Below are 12,936 nucleotides of genomic sequence, written 5' to 3' on the forward strand. Positions count from 1 at the left end.
GTCAGGCGAAGAGCCGCTGCCCGACGTACTCCCCAGGGCGGACGCCGGGCGGCACGGCGAAGAGCGCCGAGCCGGTGAACTTGAGGTACTCCATCATCGCGTCCTGGCGCGACATGCGCTCCTGCACGGGGATGAAGTGAGTGTCGGGATCCCGCACGTAGGCCAGGAAGAAGAGCCCGGCATCCAGTGCTCCCAGGTCGGTGGAGCCGTCGACGAAGTTGTAGCCCCTCCGCAGCATCCGCACGTCGCCGTTGTGCTCGGGATGGACGACGGCGACATGGGAGTCCGCCGGGATCACCGGGCCGTCGCGTCCGGGCATGGCGAAGTCCGGCGCCGAGAACTCGTCGCCGCCGCTGAGCGGTGCTCCTGTGCGCTTCGTCCGCCCGATGAAGCCCTCCTGGTCACCCAGTGGCTGTGCGTCCCAGATCTCGACGCGCATGTTGATCCTGCGCACGCAGAGGTAGGAACCGCCGGCCAGCCACTCCGCCCGAGGATCGTCTCCGGGCGCGATCCAGACATGGTCACGCAGCGCCTGCCCCTCTTCGGCGGCCACGTTGGCGGTGCCGTCCTTGAAGCCGAAGAGGTTGCGGGGCGTCTCCTGACTCCGGGTGGTCCGAGACGTCCGCCCGAAACCGAGCTGGGACCACCGCACGGAGGCGGCGCCGAAGCCGATCCTGGCGAGGTTGCGCACGGCATGCACCGCGACCTGCGGGTCGTCAGCGCAGGCCTGCACACACAAGTCTCCTCCTGAGCGAGCCGCCTCCAGGGCATCCGCCGGGAAGTGCGGTAGCGGTCGAAGCGCCCGCGGACGCCGATCGGCCAGTCCGAAGCGATCCTTCCCCTCGGCATCGGCGAAGAGTCCTGGGCCGAAGCCGAAGGTGAGCGTCAGCCCCGAGGGACCGAGGCCGATCGCCTCTCCGGTGTCGTCCGGTGGGAGCCGGGTGTCGCCCTCGGTCGGTCCGACCGGCCCCGCCGCCTCTCCCTGCGTCATCCGCGCGGCGGCATCCGTCCAGGCACGCAGGAGCTCCTGCAGTTCCTCGCGGGACGACGTACGCACGTCGAATGCAGCGAAGTGCAGCCGGTCCTGGACCGGCGTGACGATGCCCGCTTGGTGCTCGCCGTGGAACGGGTACGCCGTCGCCTCGGCGGAGGAGCCCGCAGCAGCGTGATCGGGACGGCCGGCCACGTTGGCGGCCACGCCGACGCCCAGCGCTGCCGCCGCCCCGCCGCCGAGCAGCGCCCTTCGACTCAGGCCGGCGCTCAGGAGAGCACCGCCGCGGTCAGCTTCGACAACGGGTTCAGCAGCGCGTTGACCGCATCGGAGAGCGCCTTCACCTGCTCGTCGTTCAGCTCGGTGTAGAGCACGAAGCCGTCCTCACCCACCTTGTGCTGGTCCAGCAGCTCCTGAAGCTCACCGAAGCGGGTCTCGAGCTCGCCGGCAAGCTCAGGGTCCTTCTGCTCCAGCACCGGCCGCACACCCTCGAAGGCGACCCGGGCACCGTCGACGTTGCCCTGGAAGTCCCACAGGTCGGTGTGCGACCAGTACTCCTCCTCACCGGTGACCTTGCCGGTCGCGACCTCCTCCAACAGGCCGCGGGAACCGTTGGCGATCTTGTCGAGCGGGTAGGTGGTCGCGGGGTCGTCGACGAGCTCGTCGAGCTCATGCGTCTTCTCGACCAGCTGGTCAACCATCGCGGCACGCTCGTCGGGCGTCATCGGCGTGTAGTCCTCAGCGCGCTGCGGCCACAGATCCTTCTCGATGCGGTGCCAGCCGGTGAACTCGTCGCCCTCGCTGAGATCGGCCTCGCGAGCGTCCATGATCGGGTCCAGCTCTCCGAAGGCCTCCGCGACCGTCTCGATCCGCTCCCAGTGGAGTCGGGCACGCGGATAGAGCTCGCGCGCCTCGTCGTCCTTACCCGCCTTGTAGAGCTGCGCGAACTCGTCGGTGCGCGCCACCAGCTGATCCGTCTGGTCCTGCACGTAGGACCGGTAGTTGGCATCGGCGGCCGCGACGAGCGCCTGCTCGTCGGCCGAGACCTCGGCCTGCTCGTCGGAGGCGGTGACGGTGAAGTCGCCGCGGATCCCGTCGCCGGTCATCCCCGGCTTGCAGGCGGTGACGTAGCTGCCCTCGGGCACGGAGACGGTCAGCGTCCGGTCCACCCCGGGACCGACGTTCTCGATCTCGCCGAGAATGCGCAGGCCGTCCTCGGCCAACAGATAGAACTCGGTCACCTTGTCGCCGGTGTTGGCAACCGTGAACGACAGCTTGCCGGCTGGCGCCTTCGTGGCCGAGAGCTCGCAGGCGTCGGCACTCGAGTTGACGCTCAGCGCACGCGGGTCGCCACTATCGGAGGGGTCGGCGTTCTGCGTGCACGCCGCCAGCGTAGGTACGGCGACCAGCAGGACAGGCGCGAGCAGACGGGCGGGAAGGGGCCGACGGGCCATGGTTCTCCTCATTCCTCGGTGGACGTGGCGGCCGGCACCTGACCGGGCCTCGCGACAGATGTGGTGCGCCGACGGCGAGCGCTGAGCAGGAAGACCGTCATGACCGGGACGGCGTAGGCCACCCAGGCGATCGCCTCCAGCACCGTGGTGCGGGGCGAGAAGTTGAAGATTCCCTTCAGGAGGGTTCCGTGCCAGGAGTCGGGCGGAATCGTCGCGGAGACGTCGAAGGCCAAGGTATGCAGCCCCGGCAGGAAGCCCGCCTCCTGCAGGTCGTGGATGCCGTAGGCGAGAACGCCTGCGGCCACCAGGATCAGGAAGGCACCTGTCCAGGTGAAGAAGACCGTCAGGTTGATCCGCACGGCTCCGCTGTAGAAGAGGTAACCCAGCACGACCGCGGTGGCGAGGCCGAGCGCAGCTCCGGTCAGCGGCTCCCAGGTCGGGGTGATCGACCCGACAGCCTCGCGGGTGCCGGCGCGTGTGGCAGCCCAGAGGAAGAGAGCGGTCTCCAAGCCCTCACGGCCCACGGCCAGCATCGAGATCAGCACCAGCGACCAGCGACCAGCGTCGGAAGCATGGTCCACCTGATCGCGCAGCTCGCCGCTGATCGAGCGAGCCGCGCCCGCCATCCAGAAGATCATCCAGGTCACGAACCCGACCGCGACGATGGAGAGGCTGCCGCCGATCAGCTCCTGCGCCTCGAAGGTCAGGCCACGTGGCCCGTAGGTGAGCAGCGCTCCGAAGCCGAGGCTGATCGCCACCGCCGCGCCGACGCCGGCCCACACCCGGGGTAGCAGATGGCGGCGGTCGCTCTTGACCAGGTAGGCGACGAGGATGCTCACCACGAGCGCGGCTTCCAGGCCCTCGCGGAGCCCGATCAGGTAGTTCGCCAGCACGAGGACAGCGTACGCCTCTGTCTTAGGGGTGCCTAACCTTGCCTCGCATGCTGATCACGGGGCATCCCTGAGACGACCCCGAGGCCGGCTCAGGGTCGCTTCCAGCGTTTCCCCCGATGCGGGAGCCGCCTCGCAGGGCCGAGGCTGGTCGCATGATCACCATCGACGCACTCACCAAGACCTACGGCGGGTTCACGGCCGTGGACGACGTGACCTTCACCGCCGAGGCGGGCCGGGTGACCGGCTTCCTGGGGCCCAACGGCGCCGGGAAGTCCACCACCATGCGCATCATGGTCGGCCTCACCCCGGCGTCCAGCGGCTCCGCCACGATCCTCGGCCGCCACTTCGCCGAGCTTCCCAACCCGGGACGCGAGGTGGGCGTCCTGCTGGACGCCTCCGCGCAGCACGCGGGGCGAACCGGCCGGGAGATCCTCACGATCGCGCAACGCACGATGGGTCTCCCTCGCGGCGCCGTCGCCGAGACGCTCTCCCGGGTCAGCCTCACCGACGAGGAGGCTGATCGCCGGGTCCGCAACTACTCGCTCGGCATGCGTCAGCGGCTGGGCATCGCCACCGCGCTGATCGGTGACCCCGAAGTACTGATCCTCGACGAGCCCGCCAACGGCCTCGACCCCGCCGGAATCCGGTGGATGCGCGATCTGCTGCGTGACTTCGCCGACCAGGGTGGCACCGTGCTGCTCTCCTCCCACCTCCTGCACGAGATCGAGGTCATCGCCGATGACCTGGTGGTGATCGGCAACGGCCGCATCGTCGCGCAGGGCAGCAAGCAGGAGCTCCTCGCTGCCGCCGGCACGCTCGCCCGCGCCGAGCAGCCCGGTGCCCTTCATCGCGCCCTGGCGGACAAGGGCATCACGGCCTCGACCTCTGCCGATGGCGCCGTCCGTACCGAGGCCGACCCCGCGGTGGTCGGCCAAGTCGCGCTGGCCGCCGGCATCGCCCTCACCGAACTCCGCCCCGCCGACGGCGCGGGCCTCGAGGAGATGTTCCTCGAGCTGACCGCCGCCTCGCAGCGCGAGGGCAACACCGAAGGAGCCGCAGCATGAGCACCACCACCGCACCCACCTCTGCCCACCGACGTGAGCGAAGCACACCGGGGCCGATCCCGATGACACGGCTGCTCGACACCGAGCTGCGCAAGATGTTCGACACCCGGGCCGGCTTCTGGCTCATGGCCAGCATCGGCATCGCCGCCGTCCTGGCGAGCGCCGCGACCATGCTCTTCGCGCCGGACTCCGCCCAGACCTACGAGAGCTACTCCACCGCGATCGGCTTCCCGATCGCCGTCATCTTGCCGATGATCGCGATTCTCTCCGTCACCGGGGAATGGAGTCAGCGCACCGGACTCACCACCTTCACACTGGTGCCGAGCCGTGGACGGGTGATCGCTGCCAAGCTGCTCTGCTCGCTCGGCATCGGTGTGGCGTCGATGTTCGTCGCGCTTGCCATCGGCGCGGTCGGCAACCTCCTCGGATCGACGCTGAACGGCGTCGACACCTCCTGGAACGTCGACCCCACCCAGTTCGCACTGATCGTGCTGGCCAACGTGCTCGGCATGCTCATCGGCTTCATGCTCGGCGTGCTCGTGCGCAACTCCGCGGGGGCGATCGTCGGCTACTTCGTCTACTCCTTCATGATCCCGACGGTCTTCGGCCTGCTCTGGACTTTCCAGGACTGGTTCCGCGACATTCAGCCGTGGGTCGACTTCCAGTCCGCGCAGACCGTGCTCTTCGACAACACACCGTCGGGCGAGCAGTGGGCCCATCTCGGAGTGACCGGCCTGATCTGGCTGATCGTCCCGACCCTCATCGGCTTGCGCATGGTGATGCGCGCCGAGGTGAAGTGATCAGAGCGCGCAACCGTCGGGGCCGCAGACCCCGTCCGCCCCTCCGTCGAGGATCTCGACGGAGGGGTGCTTCTCGTCCCACGCCTTGGTGAGCGCCTGAGTGAAGAGCTCGGTGGGCTGCGCCCCGGAGACGCCGTATTTCTGGTCGATCACGAAGAACGGCACCCCGCTCGCGCCGAGCTCCTGCGCCTGCGCCATGTCCTGGTGGACGGCACGGCTGTGGATGCTGGTGTCGAGCACCGTGGCCACCCGCTCGGGCGACATCCCCGCCGACACCGCGAGTGGGGCGAGCACCGCGTGGTCCGAGACATCCTCGGCACGGAGGAAGTACGCCGCGAGCAGCGCCTCCTTCACCGAGCCCTGAAGCTGCGGTCCACCCTCGGCGAGGGCAGCATGGAGCAGACGATGCGCGTCGACGGTATTGACCCGGAGGGTCTCGCCCAGCCGGTAGATCAGGCCCTCCTCGGCCGCGACCGCCTCGACGCGATCCATCATCTGCTGCGCGCCGGAGGCGCCTCCGCCGTACTTGCGGGCCAGGTGGTCGCGCATCGGCTCGGCAGAACCGGCGGGCGTGCTCGGGTCCAGGAGGTAGGAGTGCCAGACGACCTCCACCGCGTCGGCATGCGGGAACGCCGCCAGGGCCTTCTCCAAGCGGCGCTTGCCGATGTAGCACCACGGGCACACCACGTCCGACCACACATCGATCCTCATGTGGACGCCAACACTCCGCCTGGCCCCCTTGTTCCCGGCGTCCGCCCCACCCGGCGTTCAAGGGGCACCGCGAAATCGGCTTGCGGCCGCCGCGATCGCCTGACTACCGTCGTCCCTGTCCCACTGCCGACGACAGGTGACTTCTTGCTCCGTTGAGCCATGCCTCTCCCCCGCCGACCTCCGCGCCCCGCGGACAGTCGGCCACCTTCACGCATGCTCAGGAGCTCCCCATGGCATCCGCCTCCATCACCTTCCACGACGTCGCCTGGCGCTGGCCTGACGGCGACCCCCTCCTCCAAGGACTGGACCTGCAGGTACCGGCTGGCACGACCGGCCTGGTCGGCGCCAACGGAGCCGGCAAGACGACACTGCTGCGCCTCGTCGCGGGCGACCTCAGCCCGGTAACGGGCTCGGTCCAGGTCGTCGGCACCGTGGGCTGGCTCCGGCAGGATCTGACGCTGCATGCCGAGACACCCGTGGACGAGCGACTCGGCATCGCCTCCGTGCGAGCGGCGATCCGGGCGGTCGAGTCCGGCGACCCGGATCCTCGGCACTTCGACACGATCGGCGACGCCTGGGACATCGACGAGCGGGCCACCGCCGAGCTCGCCCGAGTGGGGCTGCCGCACGATGTCCTGGACCGGCGCATCGGCGAGCTCTCCGGGGGCGAGGCCACGCAACTGAGCCTGGCCGCTCTCCTGCTGGCGCGCCCGGACATCCTGCTCCTGGACGAGCCGACGAACAACCTCGACCGCGTTGCCCGTCACCGCGTGCACGACCTCGTGGCCGGGTTCCGAGGCACTTTGGTCGTCGTCAGCCACGACCGCGAGCTGCTGGAGCTGGTCGACCGAATCGCCGAGCTGCGCTCCGGGCCCTCGGGAACCCGAGGCGTGAGCTGGTACGGCGGCGGGTGGAGTGCCTACCGCGAGCAGGCGGAGGCCGAGCAGGCCCTGGCCGAGCAGGCGGTGGTGGCGGCCAAGGCCGACGTGCGCCGCCAGCACCAACAGCTCATGGACGCACAGACCGCGATCGCGCGACGCGCCAACCAGGGTCGGAAGGTCCAGGAGAGCGGATCGCTGCCGAAGATCCTCGCCGGCGCACGGAAGCGCTCGGCCGAAGAGTCGGCCGGGCGGCTCCGCGGTGTCCACGAGCAGCGCCTCGACGACGCCCGTGGGCGCTTGGAGGAGGCGCGGGACGGCGTGGCGGCCGACCGGGAGATCTCGATCGATCTGCCGGAGACCGCGGTCCATCGCGGCCAACACGTGCTCACCCTGGAAGCCGTCGAGACACGGGTCGCCGGCCCCTTCGACCTCGCTGTCGTCGGTCCGGAGCGCGTCGCGGTCACTGGGGCGAACGGCAGCGGCAAGACGACCCTCCTGCGCACCATCGTCGGCGAACTCGAGCCGGTCGCAGGCTCCGTTCGGGTCACCGTCCCGGTCCGCTTCCTGCCCCAACGCCTCGATCTGCTCGACCCCGGCCTCTCGGTGCTGGAGAACGCCCGACTTCAGGCTCCCGGCACCGAACTCCAGGAGATCCGCAGTCGGCTTGCTCGTTTCCTCTTCCGCGGCCGCGCCGCAGACCGGCGCGTCGGCGTACTCTCCGGAGGCGAGCTGTTGCGCGCGACCCTCGCCTGCGTGCTGCTAGCCGCTCCGCCGCCGCGCCTTCTGGTGCTCGACGAGCCGACCAACAACCTCGATCTCGCCAGCCTGCGGCAACTCGTCGAGGCGCTCACGGCCTATCGTGGCGCGCTGATCGTCGTCTCCCACGACGAGACCTTCCTCGCCGAGTTGGGTATCACCCGGCGTATCGACCTAGGGAAGCGCTGATCGATGGCGCCGCCGCGAGCGTTGCGAGGCGCTCTGGTTGAGCGTCGATCGAGGCCAACGCAGCCAGCGCGCGTGCATCGCGGCGCACAGCAGGCGGAATTGATCAGCGCTTCCCTACGGCGCGCTCATCACGGAGTTGCTGAACCAGGTCCACAAAGGTGAGAGTCGGCCACGAGCTCAGCGGCTGCTCACCCTGGTCGGTGACGAAAGCCTGTGGATGCATGCCGCTCAGCAGTGTCTCCCCCTCGGGTAACGGCTGCGTCCACTTGTCGCGGGTGACCGCAGGACTTGTCAGGAGCTCTCGGTCATCGCGCGCACGGGCGACCACCACAACCTCCAAACCCGCGGGAAGACTTCGGCGCACGTCGGAGACGGGCACCGCGGCGTCGTTCGGGGCGACCTCCCCGAACTCATCCAATCCGGTGACTCCGCGAGGCAACGAGACATAGACCCTGTCGCCTCGGATCAACGACTCCTGGTCCTTGAACACCTCGCGAACGCGGACCGCTACGACGACGCTGCGATCGCGGGTGGCAAACGGCTCTGACTTCGACGTGAACGACGGTCCGTCCCAGACGTCAACGACAGTCCCCCGGACCGCAACGGGCTGATCTCGAAGCATCGCGCGGGGATCCGCGTAGGCGAACGCCTCGACTCCCTCGCGCAACCGGTCCAGCATGGCCACGGCCTGGTCCGGCGCCAGCGAGCTTGCGGCATGAGCCCGGCCGCTCGGGTCAGTTTCGCCGACCTCGTCCCCGCCTGTGGTCGAGCACGCTCCAAGTAGAAGAGCGACGGCAAGAGAGACAACGGCCGAAATCGTTCGCAACATGCGCATCCTGTTCAGTTGAAGTAGCCGTTGATATGGCTGACATGGTCTGGCCCATACCGATGCGCCATCGAACTGCTGGTATCTGCCACCGCGCTGATCATGCACGTCTGCGGATACCAGGCACCGTCAGGATTGTCGAGAAAGATCGATTGGAAGTGACGTGCCCCCCAAGGTATGACCCACCTCGTGACAAAGCGTCGCACGAGCTTGGAACCCGTGATTCACAGTTTGGCGCTTGATCTCAGCCCAGTAGATCCTCACCTGCCGGACATCGCACTTCGAGCTCCCCGCGACTCGCTTGACGCACGGTGCGTAACCGACCTGTCCCTCCCATGGGGAGCCAACCGGGCGTTGCTGGTACACGACATCTGTCCGCGGACCGCACTCCGACTTTCTGACTGTCGTTACGAAAGTTTGCGCATCGACATTGTCCATCGCCTGAATCGCACGAGAATGAACCGCCTCAACCATCGCAAAGGCGGGATCGAAACAGGAGGAGTGTTTACCCCGGTCAGGGCCACCATCCACCGGGTACGGATCGGCCTGCGCAGCCACAGGCAGAATCCCGACGAGCGCAACGGCCGCCGCAATCACGCAGCTCCGGCCAACGCGATGTCTCTGCAAACACCTTCGGTCGAAGCTCATGGCCGACAGATAAACACCGGGAGGAGTCGTGCGCCACAGCCAGGACAGCACGGCCACAAGAAATCACCGGAACTTGTCACGTAGGTGACAAAATTCCGCGATGGGACGCGTCGAGCTATGAGACGCGTAACGCCGTACTGCGGAGCCATCAGGCGACTCCGGAGTACGGCGTAACGTCAGTGCAGAGGTCAGCGAGCGGCAGAGCCCTCGGTGTAGTCCGAGTCCTGCTGCTTCCACGAGAAGTGGGCACGCAGGGTCTTGCCGGTGGCCTCGATCGGGTGCGCGGCGCCCTTGGCACGGAGCTCCTGGAACTCCTTGGCGCCGTTGTCCTGGTCGTCGATGAAGCGCTTGGCGAAGGCGCCGCTCTGGATGTCCGCCAGCACGGCCTTCATGTTCTCCTTCACCCGCGGGTCGATGACGCGGGGACCGGAGACGTAGTCGCCGTACTCCGCGGTGTCGGAGACCGACCAGCGCTGCTTGGCGATGCCGCCCTCCCACATGAGGTCGACGATGAGCTTGAGCTCGTGGAGCACCTCGAAGTAGGCGATCTCCGGCTGGTAGCCAGCCTCCGAGAGCGTCTCGAAGCCGTACTGCACCAGCTGCGAGACCCCGCCGCAGAGGACGGCCTGCTCACCGAACAGGTCGGTCTCGGTCTCCTCGGTGAAGGTGGTCTTGATGACGCCGGCGCGGGTGCCGCCGATGCCCTTCGCGTAGGACTTGGCCAGGTCCCAGGCGCTGCCCGAGGCGTCCTGCTCGACTGCGATGATGTCGGGGATGCCCCGACCGGCGACGAACTCGCGGCGGACGGTGTGGCCCGGCGCCTTCGGCGCCACCATGATCACGTCGACACCGGCCGGCGCCTGGATGTAGCCGAAGCGGATGTTGAAGCCGTGGCCGAAGACCAGGGTGTCGCCCTCAGCCAGGTTGGGCTCGATCGACTCCTTGTAGAGACCGCGCTGGTGCTGGTCGGGCGCGAGGATGACGATGACGTCGGCCTCCTCGGCAGCCTCGGCGGGCGTGAGCACGCGGAAGCCCTCGTCCTCCGCCTTCGGGCGGCTCTTCGAGCCCTCCGGGAGGCCGATCCGGACGTCGACACCGGAGTCGCGCAGGTTGAGCGCGTGCGCGTGGCCCTGGCTGCCGTAGCCGATCACCGCGACGTTCTTGCCCTGGATCAGGGTCAGGTCGGCGTCGTCGTCGTAGTACATCTCAGCCACGAGGGCTCTCCTTAGGTTTTGGTCGGTGTGCTGCTGGGTTCCATTGTCGCCACCTGCTGGTGGCTGTGGGTCGGTGGGTACGCCGCGGCGTCAGCCGGCGGCCGGCGGCGGGGCCGGCACCGCAACCGGGCGCAGCGAGCGCTCGGTGATCGATCGGGAGCCGCGGCCGATGGCCACCACGCCCGACTGGACGAGCTCGCGGATCCCGAAGGGCTCCATGACCTTCAGGAAGTCGGCGAGCTTGTCGGAGTTGCCGGTGACCTGGATGGTCAGGGCGTCGACGGCGACGTCGACGACCTTCGCCTTGAAGATCTGAGCGGCGTCGAGCACCTGGCCGCGGTTCTCGACGTCGGCGCGCACCTTGACCAGCAGGAGCTCCTTGCTGATCGAGGACGACTGGTCGAGCTCGACGATCTTGATCACCTCGACCAGCTTGTTGAGCTGCTTGGTGACCTGCTCGAGCGAGTTGCTCTCCACGTTGACCACAATGGTCATCCGGGAGATGTCCTCGTGCTCGGTCGGGCCCACCGCGAGGCTGTCGATGTTGAAGCCGCGGCGGCTGAAGAGTCCGGCGATCCGGGCAAGCACGCCCGGCTTGTTCTCGACCAGGACCGACAGGGTGTGGGTGGTCATCGGTTCAGAGCTCCACGTCGTCGAAGTCCGGGGCCAGGTCCCGGGCGTACTGGATGTCGTCGTTGCTGGTGCCGGCGGCCACCATGGGCCAGACCATGGCGTCCCGGTTCACCCGGAAGTCGATGACGACGGGAGCGTCGTTGATCTCCATCGCCTTCTCGATCGTGGCGTCGACCTCGGCCGGCGACTCACAGGCGAGACCGACGCAGCCCATCGCGTCGGCGAGCTTCACGAAGTCGGGAATCCGCTTGGAGTGGAGGTCGGTGTTGGAGTAGCGGGAGTTGTAGAACAAGGTCTGCCACTGCCGCACCATGCCGAGCGACTCGTTGTTGATGATCGCGACCTTGATCGGGATGTTGTTGATCGCGCAGGTGACCAGCTCCTGGTTGGTCATCTGGAAGCAGCCGTCGCCGTCGATCGACCACACCGTGTGGTCGGGCATGGCCACCTTCGCGCCCATCGCGGCCGGCACCGAGAAGCCCATGGTGCCCAGACCGCCCGAGTTGATCCAGGTGTTGGGGCGCTCGTACTTGACGAAGTGGGTCGCCCACATCTGGTGCTGTCCGACGCCGGCGCAGTAGATCGACTCCGGGCCGGCGATCGCGCCCAGCCTCTCGAGGACGTACTGCGGAGCCAGCCCGTCGGCCGCAGCCTCGTAGCCCAGCGGGTACTTAGCCTTGACTCCGACCAGGAACTCGACCCAGCCCTCGTAGTCACCCTGGTGTCCCTGGTCGGCCTCCGTCTTGAGCACCGTCAGCAGGTCGGCCAGCACCTCGCGGCAGTCGCCGACGATCGGCACGTCGACCGCCCGGTTCTTGCCGATCTCGGCCGGGTCGATGTCGGCGTGGATCACCCGGGCGCCCGGCGCGAAGGACTCCAGCAGACCGGTGACCCGGTCGTCGAAGCGAGCGCCCAGGCTGATGATCAGGTCGGACTTCTGCATGCCCGCGACCGCGGCCACGGTGCCGTGCATCCCCGGCATGCCGAGGTGCTGCGGGTGGCTGTCGGGGAAGGCACCGCGGGCCATCAGCGTGGTGACGACGGGCATCCCGGTGAACTCGGCAAGAGCAAGGAGCTCCCTGCTCGCGCGACTGCGGATCACACCGCCGCCGACGTACAGCACCGGCTTGCGGGACTCGAGGATGAGCTTGGCTGCCTCGCGGATCTGCTTGCTGTGCGGGCGGGTCACCGGCCGGTAGCCCGGCAGGTGCAGCTCGGTCGGCCAGGAGAACGTGGTCATCGACTGGAGCGCGGACTTCGCGACGTCGACCAGCACCGGGCCAGGGCGGCCGGTGGAGGCGATGTGGAAGGCCTCGGCCACCCGCCGTGGGATGTCGGCAGGGTCGGTCACCAGGAAGTTGTGCTTGGTGATCGGCATGGTGATGCCACGGATGTCGGCTTCTTGGAACGCGTCGGTACCGATCATCGAGGCGCCCACCTGCCCGGTGATCGCAACCATGGGCACGGAGTCCATGTGAGCATCGGCAAGCGGCGTGACGAGGTTGGTGGCTCCCGGGCCCGAGGTGGCCATGCAGACGCCCACCTTGCCGGAAGCTGCGGCGTACCCCTGCGCGGCATGGCCGGCGGCCTGCTCGTGGCGCACCAGGATGTGCCGGATCTTGCTGTCGTAGAGCGGGTCGTACGCCGGAAGGATGGCGCCGCCCGGGATGCCGAAGATGTCCTCGACGCCCGCCGCCTCCAGCGCATTGATCAGGCTCTGGGCTCCGGTCACCTGACCGGCTGCGTCCTGCTCACTCATGTCTCTTCTTCCTCAGTTCAACGACTTGCCGCTACTCCGGCCAACAAAAAACCCCTCGGCCAGTTCAGGCTGACGAGGGGTCGACGCGTGTGATCAGGCCTGAGGCCGTCACCACCC

11 protein-coding genes are annotated in these 12,936 nt (G+C 68.2%); 3 read left to right on the forward strand and 8 right to left on the reverse strand.

All coding sequences use genetic code 11. The features are described 5' to 3' along the window. Window position 1 precedes the first annotated feature (1 nt). From efeB to efeU, 3 genes are read right to left on the reverse strand one after another with little or no spacing between them, the layout of a single operon-like run. Window positions 2-1,264, reverse strand: a complete 1,263-nt coding sequence (efeB, locus tag DNK54_RS05925; protein WP_110206042.1) for an iron uptake transporter deferrochelatase/peroxidase subunit — start codon at window positions 1,262-1,264, stop codon at window positions 2-4. Continuing rightward, window positions 1,261-2,445 (reverse strand): iron uptake system protein EfeO, encoded by a 1,185-nt coding sequence (efeO, locus tag DNK54_RS05930; RefSeq protein WP_239459948.1) that lies wholly within the window; start codon window positions 2,443-2,445, stop codon window positions 1,261-1,263. Before efeO ends, efeB begins: the two co-directional genes overlap by 4 nt. 8 nt (window positions 2,446-2,453) lie before the next feature. After that, complete coding sequence (gene efeU / locus DNK54_RS05935; RefSeq protein ID WP_110206044.1) at window positions 2,454-3,338, reverse strand: iron uptake transporter permease EfeU; 885 nt, start codon at window positions 3,336-3,338, stop codon at window positions 2,454-2,456. A gap of 152 nt (window positions 3,339-3,490) precedes the next feature. On the opposite strand from efeU, the gene DNK54_RS05940 reads away from it, so the two are divergent. Both DNK54_RS05940 and DNK54_RS05945 read left to right on the forward strand, forming a co-directional pair. Continuing rightward, the gene (locus tag DNK54_RS05940; protein ID WP_110206045.1) at window positions 3,491-4,402 is read left to right on the forward strand and encodes an ABC transporter ATP-binding protein; all 912 of its coding nucleotides are present in this window, start codon (window positions 3,491-3,493) and stop codon (window positions 4,400-4,402) included. Then, window positions 4,399-5,202, forward strand: coding sequence for an ABC transporter permease (locus DNK54_RS05945; RefSeq protein WP_110206046.1), 804 nt, complete (start codon window positions 4,399-4,401; stop codon window positions 5,200-5,202). The genes DNK54_RS05940 and DNK54_RS05945 overlap by 4 nt, the downstream gene beginning before the upstream one ends. Here DNK54_RS05945 and DNK54_RS05950 read toward each other — a convergent pair whose 3' ends face one another. Further along, complete coding sequence (locus DNK54_RS05950; RefSeq protein WP_110206047.1) at window positions 5,203-5,913, reverse strand: DsbA family oxidoreductase; 711 nt, start codon at window positions 5,911-5,913, stop codon at window positions 5,203-5,205. A gap of 230 nt (window positions 5,914-6,143) precedes the next feature. Here DNK54_RS05950 and DNK54_RS05955 point away from each other — a divergent pair, with 230 nt between their 5' ends. Beyond that, window positions 6,144-7,739 (forward strand): ABC-F family ATP-binding cassette domain-containing protein, encoded by a 1,596-nt coding sequence (locus tag DNK54_RS05955; protein WP_110206048.1) that lies wholly within the window; start codon window positions 6,144-6,146, stop codon window positions 7,737-7,739. A 103-nt stretch (window positions 7,740-7,842) separates the two neighbouring features. Here DNK54_RS05955 and DNK54_RS05960 read toward each other — a convergent pair whose 3' ends face one another. From DNK54_RS05960 to DNK54_RS05975, 4 genes are all read right to left on the reverse strand, one after another. After that, window positions 7,843-8,574 (reverse strand): hypothetical protein, encoded by a 732-nt coding sequence (locus DNK54_RS05960; RefSeq protein WP_162602320.1) that lies wholly within the window; start codon window positions 8,572-8,574, stop codon window positions 7,843-7,845. Between the two features lie 827 nt (window positions 8,575-9,401). Next, complete coding sequence (ilvC, locus tag DNK54_RS05965) at window positions 9,402-10,427, reverse strand: ketol-acid reductoisomerase (protein WP_110206050.1); 1,026 nt, start codon at window positions 10,425-10,427, stop codon at window positions 9,402-9,404. Window positions 10,428-10,517: 90 nt separating this feature from the next. After that, window positions 10,518-11,060, reverse strand: coding sequence for an acetolactate synthase small subunit (ilvN, locus tag DNK54_RS05970; protein ID WP_110206051.1), 543 nt, complete (start codon window positions 11,058-11,060; stop codon window positions 10,518-10,520). A gap of 4 nt (window positions 11,061-11,064) precedes the next feature. Continuing rightward, window positions 11,065-12,819, reverse strand: a complete 1,755-nt coding sequence (locus tag DNK54_RS05975) for an acetolactate synthase large subunit (RefSeq protein WP_110206052.1) — start codon at window positions 12,817-12,819, stop codon at window positions 11,065-11,067. Window positions 12,820-12,936: the final 117 nt, after the last annotated feature.

Origin of the sequence: Nocardioides daejeonensis (assembly GCF_003194585.1) — a bacterium.
GTDB lineage: Bacteria > Actinomycetota > Actinomycetes > Propionibacteriales > Nocardioidaceae > Nocardioides > Nocardioides daejeonensis.

Coding starts and splice junctions, on each gene's coding strand:
- efeO (WP_239459948.1), bottom strand. CDS start 2,445: ATGGCCCGTCGGCCCCTTCCCGCCCGTCTGCTCGCGCCTGTCCTGCTG.
- DNK54_RS05940 (WP_110206045.1), top strand. CDS start 3,491: ATGATCACCATCGACGCACTCACCAAGACCTACGGCGGGTTCACGGCC.
- DNK54_RS05955 (WP_110206048.1), top strand. CDS start 6,144: ATGGCATCCGCCTCCATCACCTTCCACGACGTCGCCTGGCGCTGGCCT.
- ilvN (WP_110206051.1), bottom strand. CDS start 11,060: ATGACCACCCACACCCTGTCGGTCCTGGTCGAGAACAAGCCGGGCGTG.
- DNK54_RS05945 (WP_110206046.1), top strand. CDS start 4,399: ATGAGCACCACCACCGCACCCACCTCTGCCCACCGACGTGAGCGAAGC.
- DNK54_RS05975 (WP_110206052.1), bottom strand. CDS start 12,819: ATGAGTGAGCAGGACGCAGCCGGTCAGGTGACCGGAGCCCAGAGCCTG.
- DNK54_RS05960 (WP_162602320.1), bottom strand. CDS start 8,574: ATGCGCATGTTGCGAACGATTTCGGCCGTTGTCTCTCTTGCCGTCGCT.
- DNK54_RS05950 (WP_110206047.1), bottom strand. CDS start 5,913: ATGAGGATCGATGTGTGGTCGGACGTGGTGTGCCCGTGGTGCTACATC.